Origin of the sequence: Streptomyces sp. NA02950 (assembly GCF_013364155.1) — a bacterium.
Classification (GTDB): domain Bacteria; phylum Actinomycetota; class Actinomycetes; order Streptomycetales; family Streptomycetaceae; genus Streptomyces.
This window is the reverse complement of the sequence record NZ_CP054916.1, coordinates 8,083,764-8,100,896: the sequence shown is the minus strand read 5'-3', so window position 1 is coordinate 8,100,896 and position 17,133 is coordinate 8,083,764. Positions and strand designations below refer to the sequence as shown.

The 17,133-nt window shown below is 72.4% G+C and carries 2 protein-coding genes; both read right to left on the bottom strand.

Annotated features, from left to right (window positions below; all coding sequences use genetic code 11):
• Positions 1-3: 3 nt before the first annotated feature.
• Complete coding sequence (locus tag HUT19_RS43535) at positions 4-10,611, bottom strand: type I polyketide synthase (protein ID WP_176184440.1); 10,608 nt, start codon at positions 10,609-10,611, stop codon at positions 4-6.
• A complete protein-coding gene (locus tag HUT19_RS35150; RefSeq protein ID WP_217712316.1) occupies positions 10,608-17,096 on the bottom strand; it encodes a type I polyketide synthase in 6,489 nt (2,162 codons plus the stop codon). Before HUT19_RS35150 ends, HUT19_RS43535 begins: the two co-directional genes overlap by 4 nt.
• Between the last annotated feature and the right edge of the window lie 37 nt (positions 17,097-17,133).

Genomic DNA, 17,133 nt, shown 5'->3' with positions numbered 1-17,133 from the left:
TCGTCACGCTTCGCCGAACTCGGCGTCGATCATTTGGAAGACCTCGTCCATCGTTGTGGCCGCTTCGATGCGCTCGGCCGTGCTCTCCGCTTCGCCGTCGTCGGCGACGACGGACAGCAGGCGGCGCAGACGCTCGGCCACGTGGCGCCGGTCGTCCTCGGCGATCGTGGTGAGCATGTCTTCCAGCTTCTTCAGTTCCTTGTGGATGGGTGGTTCGGCGGCAACGACGCCACCGAACTCGGCGAACAGCAGGCGCGCGATCTCCGCGGGTGTGGGGTAGTCGAACACCAGCGTGGCGGGCAGGCGCATACCGGTGGCCTGGGTGAGCCGGTTGCGCAGGTCGACGGCGCCGAGCGAGTCGAAGCCGATTTCCTGGAAGGCGCGTTCGGGTTCGATGTCGGCGGCGGAGGCGTGTCCGAGCACGGCCGCCACCTGGCCGCGGACCAGGTCCAGGATGATGGGCTCCCGGTCCTCCGCGGCGACTCCGGCCAGCCGATCGCGCAGGGACACCGTCGTGGTGTCCACCCGCCGGGCCGGGACGGGTGCCAGCCCGCGCAGTACGGCCGGCACCGCCCCGGCCCTGGCCTGGGCGCGCAGCACCGCAGTGTCCAGCCGGACAGGCGCCAGCAGCGCCGCGTCCGAGGACAGGGCCTCGTCGAACAGACCGAGACCCAGCTCGGTCGTCAGCGCCTTCGCCCCCATCCGCTCCAGACGGGCCAGCTCCCCCTGACCCAGCTGCGCCGCCATACCCGCGGCCTCCGACCACAGCCCCCACGCCAGCGATGTCGCGGGCAGCCCCACGGCCCGGCGTGACGCGGCCAGCGCGTCCAGGGTCGCGTTGGCCGACGCGTAGTTGCCCTGGCCGGGGCTGCCGATGAGCGCGGCGACCGACGAGAACAGCACGAACGCCGAGAGGTCCGCGTCGGCGGTCAGTTCGTGCAGATGCCACGCCGCGTCCAGCTTGGGCCGCATCACCCGCTCGATGTGCTCCGGCGACAGCGACCCGATCACACCGTCGTCGAGCACACCGGCCGCGTGCACCACCCCGGTCACCGGACGCTCCACCGAGCCGAGCGCGGCGGCCAACCGGTCCCGGTCGGACACATCACATGCGGCAACGTGTGCGCGGCACCCCAGGGTCTCCAGCTCCGCCACCAACGCGGCGGCGCCATCGGCCTCGAGACCCCGGCGGCTGAGCAGCAGCAGATGGCGCACCCCGTGCCCGGTGGCGAGGTGGCGGGCGAACACCGCGCCCAGACCCCCCGTACCACCGGTGACCACCACGGTCCCATCCGGGTCGAAGACCGGCGACCGGTCGGCCACCGGCGCGGCGGTACGCGACAGCCTCGGCGTCAGCAGCCGTCCGCCGCGCACCGCGAGCTGCGGCTCGTCCGTCTCGAGCACCGCACCCCAGTCCGGATCGTCACCGTCCAGGTCCACCAGGACGAACCGCCCGGGGTGCTCCGACTGCGCACTGCGCAGCAGACCCCACACGGCCGCCTGGGCGACAGCGGGAGCCTCACCATCGACGGACACCGCGCTCCGGGTCACCAGGACCAGTCGGGACTCACCCAGCCACTCACTGGCCAACCACTGCTGCACCAGCCCCAGTGCCTCACCGGCGGCGGCGCGGGCCGCCCCGGGCACCTCACCGTCCGGGGTGCCGACCGCGGCCAGCACCACCTCGGGCGCACTCGCACCGTCGGCAAGGGCCTTCTCCAGCGCGGTCAGATCGGCGAACCGGTCCACCGAACCGCCGACCGCACCGATCGCGGCGAACCCGACGGGCCGTGTCGTGACGGCCTTCGCGGGGACCCAGTCCATCTCGTACAGGTGGCGCTCGCCGTCCTGCCGCGCGGCTTCCAGGTGCGCCCGCTCCACCGGGCGGACGTCGAGCCGCCGCAGACAGGCCAGCGGCAGCCCGTCCTCGCCCGCGATGTCGAGCCGCAGGGAGGTCGGGTCCGGCAGGGTGATCCGCACCCGGACCCGGGTGAGGCCGAAGCGCTCGAGCCGCACACCGGACCAGGAGAACGGCAGCCCGCTGGGGTTGTCCTCGCCCATGTCCAGCATGCCGAGCCCGCCGTGCAGGGCGGAGTCGAACATCGCCGGGTGGATGGCGAACCCGTCCGCCGGGCCGGCCACTTCGGGCAGCGCCAGCTCGACGAGGACCTCGTCGCCCCGGCGCCAGGCGGACCGCACGGCGCGGAAGGCCGGTCCGTAGTCGAAGCCCACGTCCGTGAGGTGAGCGTTCCGGTTGAGCAGTGTGTACAGCTCGGACACGGCGAGGGACTCGGCGTCCGCGGGCGGCCACGGGGCGGGCAGTGCCTCAAGGGGCTCGGCCTTGGCGGAGAGCCAGCCGCGGGCGTGACAGGTCAGCTCGGTGGCTTCGTCCTCGCCCGCCTCGATCCGGGAGAAGAAGGCGATCTCGCGGCGACCGTCCTCACCGGCCTGGCCGACCGTGACCCGGATCTGCCGGGTGACGTGGTCCTCCAGGACCAGGGGCGCGGCGATGACCAATTCGTCCACGGCATCGCTGCCCAGGCGCCTGCCGATGGTCAGCGCCATCTCGACCATCGCGGCACCGGGCACCAGCACGATCCCGAACACCATGTGGTCGCGGGTCCACGGCTGGGTCTCCTGGGACATGCTGCCGGTGAACACCCACTCGTCGCGGTCGCCGACCTGCACGGCCGCGGCGAGGATCGGGTGCTTCATCCGGTCCAGACCGGCGGCCGAGGCGTCGCCGACGCCGGCCTTGCGGGAGAGCCAGTAGTTCTCGCGCTGGAAGGCGTAGGTGGGCAGGTCGACGCGGCGCGCGCCGGTGCCCGCGTAGAAGGCGTGCCAGTCCACCTCCACACCCGCGGTGTGGGCGCGGCCGAGGAATCCGGCGAAGGTCTCGCGCTCGGTGTGCTGGGCGCGCAGGGCGGGGATGAACGCGGCCTCGGTGTCGTCCTCGACACACTGCCGGGCCATCGCGGTCAGCACCGCGTCCGGCCCCAGCTCCAGGAACCGCCGGACACCGAGGTCCCACAGCGTGCGCACACCGTCGGCGAAACGGACGGCCTGACGGACATGGCGCACCCAGTACTCCGCGTCGAACCCGGACACCAGCTCACCGGACACATTCGACACGATCGGGATACGCGGCTCCGCGTACCGCAGCTTGTCGGCCACCGCACGGAACTCGGCGAGCATCGGCTCCATACGCGGCGAATGGAACGCATGCGACACCCGAAGACGAGTCGTCTTGCGCCCCTCCCACCGCGGCAGCCACTCCTCCGCCGCGTCCTCATCACCGGACACCACCACCGCCAACGGGCCGTTGACCGCGGCGATCTCCAACCGGCCCTCGAACCCGGCCAGCGACTCCGCCACCTCAGCCTCGGCGGCCTGAACGGCGACCATCGCGCCACCAGTGGGCAGCGCACCCATCAACCGGCCACGCGCCACCACCAGTTCCGCCGCATCCGCCAACGACAGCACACCCGACACATGCGCGGCAGCGATCTCCCCGACCGAATGCCCGATCAGGTAATCCGGACGAACCCCGAGGGAATCCGCCAGCCGGAACAGCGCCACCTCGACCGCGAACAACACCACCTGCGTGAACTCCGTGGAGTTCAGCACCCCGGCATCCGCGCCCAGCAACTCCCGCACCGAACGGCCCAGCCGCGGATCGAGTTCGGCGCACACCTCGCTCAGCGCCTGGTCGAACACCGGGAACGCCTCAGCCAGTTCCAGGCCCATCCCCGAACGCTGCGAACCCTGCCCCGTGAACAAGAACGCCGACGTACCCGTGACACCGGACTCCATCGAGACCTCGGCCAGCCGTGCCAGCAGCTCATCCCGATCACCGGCCACCACCACCGCCCGGCGGTCCAGCAGCGCCCGCGTGGTCACCAGCGAGTACGCCGTGTCCACAAAAGACACCTCAGACCGCGACACCAGATACGAACGCAACCGTTCCACCTGCGCCCGCAACGCCTCATCCGTCCGCCCGGACACCACGACCGGCATCGGAACCGCGGGCACGGTCCGCTCGTCCGCCACCGGCTCCTCGACCGGAGCCTCCTCCACGATGATGTGCGCGTTGGTACCACTCACACCGAACGACGACACACCCGCACGACGCGGACGCCCGTTGCCCGGCCACTTCTGAGCCTCGGTCAGCAGCCGCACCTCACCGGACTCCCAGTCCACATGCGGCGACGGCTCATCCACGTGCAGGGTCGGCGGCAGTACCCCGTGCCGCATCGCCATCACCATCTTGATCACACCCGCCACACAAGCCGCGGCCGACGTATGACCGATGTTCGACTTGATCGACCCCAGCCACAGCGGATCCCCGTCCCGATCCCGGCCGTACGTCGCCAGCAGCGCCTGCGCCTCGATCGGATCACCCAGCTTCGTCCCCGTCCCATGACCCTCAACGGCGTCCACATCGAACGGCCGCAGCCCGGCGTTCTCGAGGGCCCGTCGGATGACCCGCTCCTGGGAGGGGCCGTTCGGCGCGGTCAACCCGTTGCTCGCACCGTCCTGGTTCACCGCCGTACCCCGGATCAGACCCAGGATCCGCCGCCCGTTGCGCTGGGCGTCGGACAGCCGCTCCAGCACCACGACACCGACACCGTCGGAGAACCCGGTCCCGTCCGCCGACGCCGAGTACGCCTTGCACCGACCGTCCGGCGACACCGCCCGCTGGCGGCTGAACTCGGTCAGGAGGTAGGGGCCTGCCAGCAAGGTCACACCGCCCACGAGCGCCAGCGAGCATTCACCGGCCCGCAGCGCCTGCCCGGCCAGGTGCAGGGCGACCGCGGAGGAGGAGCAGGCCGTGTCCACGGACACCGCCGGGCCCTCCAGGCCCAGGGTGTACGCGATCCGGCCGGACACCACGCTCGTCGTGGTCCCGGTGAGGCGGTAGCCCTCCAGCTCGGCGGAGGACATGCCGCCGTAGTCGGTGGTGACCACGCCCGCGAACACTCCGGTGTCACTGCCCCGCAGCGTCGTCGGATCGATGCTCGCGCGCTCGAACGCCTCCCACGACGCCTCCAGCAGGAGACGCTGCTGCGGGTCCATCGCGGTGGCCTCGCGCGGGCTGATGCCGAAGAACTCCGCGTCGAACTCCCCGATCCGCTCGAGGAAGGCACCACCGCTGGTGTTGATCTTCCCGGCCTGGTCCGGGTCGGGGTCGTAGATGTTGCGGTCCCAGCCGCGGTCGGTGGGCAGCCCACCCACCGCGTCGCGGCCCGTGGCCACCAGGTCCCACAGCTCCTCCGGCGAGGTGACCCCGCCGGGGTAGCGGCAGCTCATGCCGACGATGGCCAGCGGCTCGTCCAGCGTGGCCCGCTGGGTCCGGGTGGCGGGCCTCGGCGCCTCCGCGACACCACCGAACTCGGAGAGCAGCAGCCGCGTGACGGCGGCCGGGGTGGGGTGGTCGAAGATCAGCGTGGCGGGCAGCCGTACGCCCGTGGCCTGGGTGAGCCGGTTGCGCAGCTCGACCGCGCTCAGCGAGTCGAACCCGAGGTCCTTGAAGGCGCGGTCGGTGTCGATCGCCGCGGCGGAGGCGTGGCCGAGGACGGCCGCCACCTGCTCCCGCACCGCGTCCAGGACGATCCGCTCCCGGTCGGCCTCCGCAACGCCCGCGAGGCGCTGTGCGAGCGAGCCGCCGGTCTCGGTGCGTCCGGCGGGGACGGGTGCCAGACCGCGCAGCAGCGCGGGCAGCAGACCGGCCCGGGCCTGGGACCGCAGGGCAGCCGGGTCGAGTTGGACGGGCGCCAGGAGTGCCGCGCCGGTGCCCAGCGCCAGGTCGAACAGCTCGAGCCCGCGCTGCTGGGACAGCGCGCCCACACCGGTGCGCTCCAGGCGGGCCAGGTCGGCCTCGCTGAGCTCGCCGGCCATACCGCCCGCGTCGCCCCACAGGCCCCAGGCCAGCGAGGTGGCGGGCAGCCCAGCGGCCCGGCGTGACGCGGCGAGCGCGTCCAGGGCGGCGTTGGCCGACGCGTAGTTGCCCTGGCCGGGGCTGCCGATGAGGGCGGCCACCGACGAGAACAACACGAACGCCGACAGGTCCATCCCGGCGGTCAGTTCGTGCAGATGCCACGCCGCGTCCAGCTTCGGTCGCATCACCCGCTCGATGTGCTCCGCCGACAGTGCCTCGATCACACCGTCGTCGAGCACGCCGGCCGCGTGCACCACCGCCGTCAGCGGACGCTCCAGAGATCCGAGCACCTCGGCGAGCCGATCGCGGTCGGACACGTCACACGCGGCAACCCGGACGCGGCACCCCAGGCCCTCCAGCTCCGCCACCAGCGCGGCAGAACCGTCGGCCTCGAGACCCCGGCGGCTGAGCAGCAGCAGATGACGCACGCCGTGCGTAGTAGCGAGGTGGCGGGCGAACACCGCGCCCAGGCCACCTGTACCGCCGGTGACGAGTACGGTCCCGTCCGGGTCGAGAGCGGGCACCTGATCGGCCGCCGCACCGGCACGCCCAAGCCTCGGTGCCAGCAACCGGCCGCCACGGACCGCCAGTTGGGGCTCGTCCGCGTCCAGCACCGCACCCCAGTCGGGCTCGTCACCGTCCACATCGACCAGAACGAACCGGCCCGGGTGCTCGGACTGGGCGCTGCGCAGCAGACCCCAGACCGCGGCCTGGGCGACATCCGGAGCCTCGCCGTCGGTGGCCACCGCACGCCCGGTCACCACCACGAGCTTTGCCTCGCCCAGCCGCTCACTGGCCAACCACCGCTGCGCCAACCGGAGCGCCTGGGCGGTGGTGGCGCGCGCCGAGTCGGGGGTGTCCTCGCCGGTGGCGGACACGGCGGCGAGCACCGCCCGCGGCGCCGGAGCGCCCTCGGCGAGCGCCCGCTCCAAGGCGTCCAGGTCCGGGTAGGTCTCCTCCGCACCGATCCGGATGAGGTCCTGAGCCCCGGTGGCCGGCCCGGTCTCGATGCTCGTCCAGTCCACCGTGTACAGCGACTGCCGCGCGTCCCCGCGCGCGCTGTCGATGCGTTCCTGCTCCACGGGGCGCACGACGAGGGAGCGCACGGACACCACCGGGGCTCCGTTCTCGTCCACGGCGTCCAGCCGCAGCGAGGTGCCACCGGTCATGGTGGAGCGCACCCGGAGTCGCGAGGTGCCGGGGCGATCGAGCCGCACACCGTTCCAGCTGAACGGCATGAGGTGCGCCGCGGCGCCGCTTCCGGTCAGCAGGATGACACCGCTCTGGAGCGCGGAGTCGAAGAGCGCGGGGTGGATGCCGAAGCCCTCGTGGCCCTCGGGCAGGGTCACCTCGGCGTAGGTCTCGTCGCCGTCGCGCCAGACGGCCTCCACGCCGTGGAAGAGCGGGCCGTAGTCGTACCCGAGGTCGGCGAGACGACCGTAGAGCTCGTCGACGGGCATCGGTTCGGCGTCCTGCGGCGGCCACTGCTCCGGCCAGGCCGCACCGGCGGGCGCGCTGTCGATGCCGAGGGTGCCCCGGGCGTGGCAGGTGGTCTCGGTGTCCCCGTCGGCGTTCTCCGGCCGCGAGTAGACCGCCACGTCACGGCGGCCGTCCGGGCCCGACGCCCCGACGGTGATGTGCAGTTGCCGGGTGACACCGTCCTGGACGAGCAGGGGCGATTCGAGTACCAGCTCGTCCAGCACCGGGCTGCCGGTGCGGCGTCCGGCGGCGATGGCCAGCTCGACAAGGCCGGTGCCGGGCACGACCATGGTGCCGAGCAGCAGGTGCTCCGCGACCCAGGGCTGGGTCTCGGTGGAGAGGGTGCCGGTGAACACCCAGTCGTCGCGGTCGCCGACCTGTACGGCCGCGGCCAGGACGGGGTGCTCGACGCCGACGAGTCCGGCGGCCGAGACATCGCCCGGAGCGGTGCTCGGGGTGAGCCAGTACCGCTCGCGCTGGAAGGCGTAGGTGGGCAGGTCGACGCGGCGCGCGCCGGTGCCCGCGTAGAAGGCGTGCCAGTCCACCTCCACACCCGCGGTGTGGGCGCGGCCGAGGAATCCGGCGAAGGTCTCGCGCTCGGTGTGCCTGGCGCGCAGGGCGGGGATGAACGCGGCCTCGGTGTCGTCCTCGACACACTGCCGGGCCATCGCGGTCAGCACCGCGTCCGGCCCCAGCTCCAGGAACCGCCGGACACCGAGGTCCCACAGCGTGCGCACACCGTCGGCGAAACGGACGGCCTGACGGACATGGCGCACCCAGTACTCCGCGTCGAACCCGGACACCAGCTCACCGGACACATTCGACACGATCGGGATACGCGGCTCCGCGTACCGCAGCTTGTCGGCCACCGCACGGAACTCGGCGAGCATCGGCTCCATACGCGGCGAGTGGAACGCATGCGACACCCGAAGACGAGTCGTCTTGCGCCCTTCCCACCGCGGCAGCCACTCCTCCGCCGCGTCCTCATCACCTGAGACCACGATGGCCTGCGGGCCGTTGACCGCGGCGATCTCCAACCGGCCCTCGAACCCGGCCAGCGACTCCGCCACCTCAGCCTCGGCGGCCTGAACGGCGACCATCGCGCCACCAGTGGGCAGCGCACCCATCAACCGACCACGCGCCACCACCAGTTCCGCCGCATCCGCCAGCGACAACACACCCGACACATGCGCGGCAGCGATCTCCCCGACCGAATGCCCGATCAGGTAATCCGGACGCACTCCCAGCGATTCCGCCAGCCGGAACAGCGCCACCTCGACCGCGAACAACACCACCTGCGTGAACTCCGTGGAGTTCAGCACCCCGGCATCCGCGCCCAGCAACTCCCGCACCGAACGGCCCAGCCGCGGATCCAGCTCCGCACACACCTCGGTCAGCGCCTGGTCGAACACCGGGAACGCACCGGCCAACTCCAGGCCCATCCCCGAACGCTGCGAACCCTGCCCCGTGAAGAGGAACGCCGACTTCCCCGCGACAGCCGACTCACCGCCCGCCACCCCGGCCAGCCGCGCCAGCAACTCGTCCCGGTCCGCGGCCACCACCACGGCACGCCGCTCCAGCAGCGCCCGCGATGTCACCTCCGAGTACGCGGTGTCCACAAGGGACACCTCGGGCCGCGACCCCAGGTGCGAACGCAACCGCTCCGCCTGCGCCCGCAGCGCCTCATCCGTCCGCCCGGACAGAACCACCGGCACCGATCCGGCGGGACGGACCACCTCGACCGGCTCTTCCTCGGACGACTCGTCCGCGGGCGCCTCCTCGAGGATCAGGTGCGCGTTGGTGCCGCTCACACCGAACGACGACACACCCGCGCGGCGCGGACGACCATCGACGCGCCACTCCCGGGCCTCGGTCAGCAACTCGACCCGCCCGGACTCCCACTCCACGTGCGGCGACGGCTCATCGACATGGAGGGTCGGCGGCAGCACTCCGTGCCGCATCGCCATCACCATCTTGATCACACCCGCCACCCCGGCCGCGGCCGACGTATGACCGATGTTCGACTTGATCGACCCCAGCCACAGCGGATCCCCGTCCCGATCCCGGCCGTACGTCGCCAGCAGGGCGTGTGCCTCGATCGGATCGCCGAGCTTCGTCCCGGTGCCATGTCCCTCGACGGCGTCGACCTCGACCGGGCTCAGCCCGGCACTGGCCAGCGCCTGCCGGATCACCCGCTCCTGGGAGGGGCCGTTCGGCGCGGTCAACCCGTTGCTCGCACCGTCCTGGTTCACCGCGCTGCCCCGGATCAGCCCCAGGATCCGCCGGCCGTTGCGCTTGGCGTCGGACAGTCGCTCCAGCACCACCAGACCGACACCGTCGGAGAACCCGGTCCCGTCCGCCGACGCCGAGTACGCCTTGCACCGACCGTCGCGGGCCAGGCCGCGCTGACGGCTGAACTCGACGAACAGGAAGGGCCCGGCCAGCACGGTGACACCACCGGCGAGCGCGAGCGAGCACTCGCCCGCCCGCAGCGCCTGCGCGGCCAGGTGCAGGGCCACGAGGGAGGCGGAGCATGCGGTGTCGATCGAGACCGCGGGCCCCTCGAGACCGAGGCTGTAGGCGACGCGGCCGGACATCACGCTGCTCTGGGTGCCGGTCACCCGGAACCCCTCCAGCTCGGGCAGCGTCGACGGGCCGTAGTCGGAGGAGACGGTGCCCGCGAACACTCCGGTGTCGCTGCCCCGCAGCGTCGTCGGGTCGATGCCCGCGTCCTCCAGCGCCTCCCACGCCGTCTCCAGCGTCAACCGCTGGGTCGGGTCCATGGCCAGCGCCTCGCGCGGGCTGATCCCGAAGAAGTCGGCGTCGAAGGTGGGGACGGTGTCGACGAACCCGCCTTCCCGTGCGTAAGCGCTACCCGGCCGCTCCGGGTCCGGGTCGTAGAGCCGTTCCAGGTCCCAGCCGCGGTCGGTCGGGAACGGGCCCATGGCGTCGCTGCCGGATGCCACCAGCTCCCACAGCTCCTCCGGCGAGGACACCCCGCCGGGGAAGCGGCAGCTCATGCCGACGATCGCGATCGGCTCGACTTCACGCTGCTCCAGCTCGCGCACCCTGCGGTTGGCGGTGCGCAGCTCGGAGGTCACCCGGCGCAGATAGGTGCGGAGTTTCTGCTCGTCGCTCACTGGTCCGCTCGATCCACTCGAACCGCTCAGGCCGTCGTCTGTCTTCCCGGTCATGCGGATCCGAGCTCCTTGTCGATCAGATCGAACATCTCGCTGTCGGAGACGAAGTCGAGGTCTTCCTCGAGGCTGTTGTCGGTGGTGTCCTGGCCGGAACCCGTTGCGCTCAGCAGGGTCCGCAGCCGGTTGCTGAGCGAGCGCAGGCGCGGTTCCGCGCCGGCCAGTTGCTGCTCCTGCTCGGACAGGGTGATCAGGACCGCCTCGAGCCGCTGCAACTCCTCGTCGAGCGGCGAGGGGCGCTGCGCGGTGGTGGTTCCGCCGACCTCGGCGAGGATCAGCCGGGCCGCCTCGATCGGGGTGGGGTGGTCGAAGACCAGCGTCGCGGGCAGGCGGATGCCTGCCACCTGGCTGAGCCGGTTGCGCACCTCCACCGCGGCGAGGGAGTCGAAACCGAGCTCCTTGAAGGTGCGTTCGGGGTCGATGGCGGTGGGCGAGGCGTGGCCGAGCACGGACGCGACCTGGGCGCGCACCAGGTCCAGTACGACCTGCTCGCGGTCGGCCTCGGGCACTCCGGCGAGCCGCCGCTCCAGCGACCTGGCGTTGTCGGCGCGGCGCGCGGGGGCGCGCACCAGACCGCGCAGCAGGGCGGGCAGCATGCCGGAGCGGGCCTGGGACCGCAGTGCGGCCGGGTCCAGCCGCACCGGGGCCAGCAGGGCGGCCTCGGAGTCGAGGGCCTGGTCGAAGAGTTCCAGGCCGAGGTCCCCGGAGATGGCGCCGATGCCGGTGCGTTCCATGCGGGCGAGGTCGGCCTCGTCCATCTCGCCGGTCATCCCCGTGGAGTCGGACCACAGGCCCCACGCCAGGGAGAGGGTGGGCAGACCGGCCGCCCGGCGCAGCGCGGCGAGCCCGTCGACCGCGGCGTTGGCGGCGGCGTAGTTGGCCTGGCCCGCGTTGCCGAGCAGTCCGGCGGCGGAGGAGAACAGCACGAACGCCGAGAGATCCATACGCGAGGTGAGCTCGTGCAGATGCCATGCGGCGTCCACCTTGGGCCGCATGACGTGCCGCAGCTGCTCGGGGGTGAGCGACTCGATGACGCCGTCGGCCAGCACACCGGCCGTGTGGACCACGGCGGTGAGCGGGCGCTCGAGCGAGTCGAGCAGACCGGCGACCTGTTCGCGGTCGGCCACGTCGCAGGCGGCCACGTGTGCCTGGGCGCCGAGTGCCGCCAGTTCGGCGACCAGTTCGGCGGCGCCGTCGGCGGCCGGGCCGCGCCGGCTGACCAGCAGCAGATGGCGGACGCCGTGGCGGGTGACGAGGTGCTTGGCGAACAGGGCACCCAGGCCACCGGTGCCACCGGTGATCAGCACGGTGCGCTCGGGGTCCAGGGGTGCCGGAACGGTCAGTACGACCTTGCCGACGTTGCGGCCCTCGCGCAGGAAGCGGAACGCCTCCTGGCCCCGGCGCACATCCCAGGCGCGGATCGGCGAGGGGGACAGCATCCCGCGGTCGAACAGGTCGGCGATCGCGACCAGCATCTCCTGGATGCGGTCCGGCCCGGCCTCCATGAGGTCGTAGGAGCGGTAGCGCACACCGGCGCGCTGCTGCGCGACGGCCTCCGGGTCGCGGATGTCGGTCTTGCCCATCTCGATGAAGCGGCCGCCCCGCGGCATCAGTTCGAGCGTGGCGTCGACGAACTCGCCGGCCAGGGAGTTCAGCACCACGTCCACGCCGGCGCCATCGGTGGCGTCGTGGAGGGCGTCGCGGAAGTCCAGGTCGCGGGAGTTGGCGATGCGCTCCGCGGGCACGCCCAGGGTGCGTACGGCGTCCCACTTGGCCGGGCTGGCCGTGGCGAAGACCTCGGCGCCGAAGTGGTGGGCCAGCTGTACGGCGGCCATGCCGACACCACCGGCGGCGGCGTGCACCAGCAGCTTCTCGCCCGCCTGTAGGTCGGCCAGGTCGACCAGGCCGTAGTACGCGGTCAGGTAGACGACGGGGATCGCGGCCGCCTCGGTGAAGGTGAGGTGCTCCGGCATGGGCGCGACGGTCTTCCGGTCGGCGACGGCGACGGGGCCGAGGGCGTCCATCACCAGGCCGAACACCCGGTCGCCGGGCTTGAGGTCGGTGACGTCGGAGCCGACCTCCAGCACCACGCCCGCCGCCTCGCTGCCCAGCGGTGCTTCACCGGGGTACATGCCGAGCGCGATGAGCACGTCGCGGAAGTTGAGACCGGCGGCGCGGATGCCGACGCGGACCTCGCCGACGCCCAGCGCGCGGGTGCCGTCGGAGGGCAGGATGGTGAGGTTCTCCAGGGAGCCCTTCTCCGTGCTGCCCAGCCGCCACGCCGCACCGGACGGTCCGGGGACCGGCCGTCCCAGGCGGGGGGCCAGCAGCGCACCACCGCGCACGGCCAACTGCGGTTCGTCCAGACCGGCCAGGGAGCTCCAGTCCGGCTGGGTGCCGTCGTCGGTGTCGACCAGTACGAAGCGGCCGGGGTGTTCGGTCTGCGCGCTGCGCAGCAGACCCCAGGCCGGGGCCTGGGCCAGGTCCACGGACTCGGCGCCGACGGCGACCGCTCGCCGGGTCACCGCCACGAGGGTGGCCTCGCCCAGCCACTCGCTGGCCAGCCACCGCTGGGCCAGTGCGAGGGTGCGCTCGGCGACCAGGTTGGCGGCGTGGGCGGGGTCGTCCGCGGCCGGGGTCTCGATCTCGGCGAGCACCAGGTCGACACCGGCGGCGCCGTCGGCGAGCGCGGCCTCCAGGGCGGGCAGATCGGCGAAGCGCTCGCCCGGCGCGTCGAGATCGCCGAGGATCACGACGCGGGCCTGCGACGACGTTCCCGTGACGGGCGCCCAACCCAGCTGGAACAGCGTGTTCTGTTCGCCACCGGCGCGCATCAACTGCCCCGGGTCCACCGGACGTACGGCGAGGCTGTCGACGGCGATGACCATGTCGCCGTTCTCGTCCACGACGTCGACGCGGAAGGCGGACTCGCCCGCGCCGGCGATGCGTACGCGCACCCGGGAGGAGGCCGGACGTCCGCCGCGCACTCCGGACCAGGAGAAAGGCAGGTCCGGAGCGGATCCGGGGTCCTTGTCCACCATGCTGGCGTGGAGTGCGGAGTCGAACAGCGCCGGGTGGATGGCGAATCCGTCGACGGCGGTGTCCTCCGGCAGGGCGACCTCGGCGTACACCTCGGTGCCGCTGCGCCACACCGCCTGCACCCCCTGGAACAGCGGGCCATAGTCGAGCCCGACGTCGGCCAGCCGCTCGTACAGGGCGTCGGCGGAGGACTCGACGGCCGCGACCGGCGGCCAGGAGGCGGGGAAGGGCGCCGCGGGCTCGGCCTCGGGAGCCAGCCAGCCGCGCGCGTGCCTGACGACCTGCCGTTCACCGTCCGGCCCGGTCCCGGTCTCGGAGAGGGAGTGCAGGGTGACCTCACGACGGCCGTCCTCCCCCGGCCGGCCGACGGTGACCTTGATGTGCCGGGCGGCGCCCTCGTCGAGGGTCAGCGGAACCTCGAAGATCAACTCATCGAGGAGTTCGCAGCCGAGGTGCCGGGCCGCGGCCAGGACGAGTTCGACGAGCGCGGCGCCCGGCACGATCACCGCACCCAGCACCACGTGGTCCCGCACCCACGGCTGCGTCTCGGTGGAGAAGCGACCGGTGAACACCCACTCGTCGCGGTCGGCGACCTGCACGGCCGCCGCCAGGACCGGGTGCCGCATCCGGTCCAGGCCGGCCGACGTCACGTCACCGCCCCGCGCCGACGGGGTCAGCCAGTACGTCTCCCGCTGGAAGGCGTAGGTGGGCAGGTCCACCCGCTGCGCGCCGGTGCCCGCGTACAGCGCCTCCCAGTCGATCCGCACACCCGCGACATGTGCCTGGCCGAGCGAGAGCAGGAACCGGGCCAGGCCGCCCTCGTCGCGGCGCAGCGAGCCGACCACGGCCACGCGGCCCACCGCGTCCCGCGCCTCGACGCTCTCGTCCACCGCCATCGTCAGCACCGGGTGCGGCGACACCTCGACGAAGCAGCCCATCCCCTTGTCGATGAGCGCGCGGATGGCGGGCTCGAAGCCGACCTGGCCGCGCAGATTGGTGTACCAGTACGCCGCGTCCATCGTGGCCGTGTCGAGGAAACCGCCGGTCACCGTGGAGTAGAACGGGACCCGCCCGCTCAACGGCCTCACCGGCGCGAGCGCCTCCAGCAGCTCCGCCTCGATGGCCTCCACCTGCGACGAGTGCGAGGCGTAGTCCACCTTGACCCGCCGCACCCGGACATCGTCACGCTCACACACCGCCTGCACCTCATCCAGCGCCCGCGGCTCACCGGCGACGATGACAGCGGCCGGGCCGTTCACCGCCGCCACCGAGACCCGGCCCTCGTACGGAGCGATCAGCTCCTCGGCCCGCTCCACCGGCAGCGCGACGGACATCATCCCGCCAAGGCCCGCCAGACGGTCCCGCACCAACTGGCTGCGCAGCGCCACAATCCGGGCCGCGTCCTCCAGCGACAACGCACCCGCCACATACGCCGCGGCGATCTCACCCTGCGAGTGACCGACCACCGCCGACGGCTCCACACCATAGGACCGCCACAGCGCCGCCAGGCCCACCATCATGGCGAACAGCGCGGGCTGCACCACATCGACGCGCTCCAGGGACGGCGCGCCCGGCGCACCACGCAGTACGTCCTCCAGGCGCCAGTCCACGAACTCGGCCAACGCCGCACCGCACGCGGCGATCTCAGCGGCGAACACCGACGAGGTGTCCAGCAACTCCACCGCCATACCGACCCACTGCGCCCCCTGACCCGGGAACACGAACACCGGCTTCACACCCGAGCCGGCGGCCTGGCCCTCCGCCACGTTCGCGGCGGGCTCGGCCGAGCTCAGTTCGCTCAGACCGGTCAGCAGCGCACCCCGGTCGGTGGCCACGACCACGGCACGGTGTTCGAGGTGGGCGCGGCTGGTGGCCTGGGAGAAGGCGATGTCCAGGTGGTCCAGCTCCGGACGGGCGATCATGTGCGCCCGCAGGCGGTCGGCCTGCTCGCGCAGTGCGGCCTCGCCACGGGCCGAGAGCGGTACGAGCACCGGCGGCCGGACACCGTTCCCGTGCTCCCCGGTCGGCTCGGGTCGCTCGGCCGCCTCCCCTTCCGGGGCCTCCTCAAGGATCACATGGGCGTTGGTGCCGCTCACACCGAACGACGACACACCGGCGCGGCGGACACGCTCCCCCGCGGCCCACGGCCGGGCCTCGGTCAGCAGCGCGACCTCACCCGACGCCCAGTCCACATGCGAGGACGGCGCGTCCACGTGCAGGGTCTGCGGCAGTGTCTCGTGCCGCATCGCCACCACCATCTTGATCACACCCGCCACACCGGCCGCGGCCTGGGTGTGGCCGAAGTTCGACTTGATCGAGCCGAGCCACAGCGGGCCGTTCTCCCGGTTCTGGCCGTAGGTCGCCAGCAGCGCTTCCGCCTCGATCGGGTCACCCAGCGGTGTGCCCGTGCCGTGGCCCTCGACCGCGTCCACATCGGCCGGGGAGAGCCCGGCGCTGGACAGCGCCTGACGGATCACCCGTTCCTGGGACGGGCCGTTGGGCGCGGTCAGGCCATTGCTGGCGCCGTCCTGGTTGACGGCGCTGCCGCGGACGAGAGCCAGGATCTTGCGCCCGTTGCGCTGGGCGTCGGACAGCCGCTCCAGTACGAGCAGGCCCATGCCTTCCGCCCAGCCGACACCGTCCGCCGCCTCCGCGTACGCCTTGCAGCGCCCGTCCGGCGACAGGGCGCGCTGGCGGCTGAACTCCACGAAGGCGCTGGGCCGGGCCAGGGTCGTCGCTCCGCCGACCACGGCGAGCGAGCACTCCTTGGCGCGCAGGGACTTGGCGGCCAGGTCGATCGCCACGAGGGAGGAGGAGCAGACCGTGTCCACGGTGACCGCGGGCCCCTCGAAGCCGAAGGTGTAGCTGATCCGGCCCGATGCCACGCTGGGCGAGGACGCGATGGAGAGATAGCCCTCGATCTCCGGCCGCCGGTCACTGAGGCCCGCGATGAACTGGTAGTCGGAGAACATGAGCCCGCAGAAGACGCCGGTGTCGCTCTCCTTCAGGGTCAGCGGGTCGATGCCCGCGTCCTCGAAGGCTTCCCACGCGCCCTCGAGCAGCAGCCGCTGCTGGGGGTCCATGGCGAGCGCCTCACGGGGGCTGATACCGAAGAACTCGGCGTCGAAGTCCGCCATGCCGTCGAGGAATCCGCCGTGACGCGTATAGGCGGTGCCGGGGTGGTCCGGGTCCGGGTCGTAGAGGTTGTCCAGGTCCCAGCCGCGGTCCTCGGGGAACTCCGAGAACCCCATGCGTCCCTCGGCAACCAGCGACCACAATTCCTCCGGAGAGGTCACCCCTCCGGGAAAGCGGCAACTGATCCCCACAATTGCCAGGGGTTCGCCCGCCTGATCGAGCAGCTGCTGATTCTGCCGCCGCAGGCGCTCGGTCTCCTTCAGCGACTTACGCAGGGCTCCGACGATGTCGGGCTTCTCGAGGGCCATGCTTGTTTCCCCCACCTTCGGGCTCTTGCCGGCAACC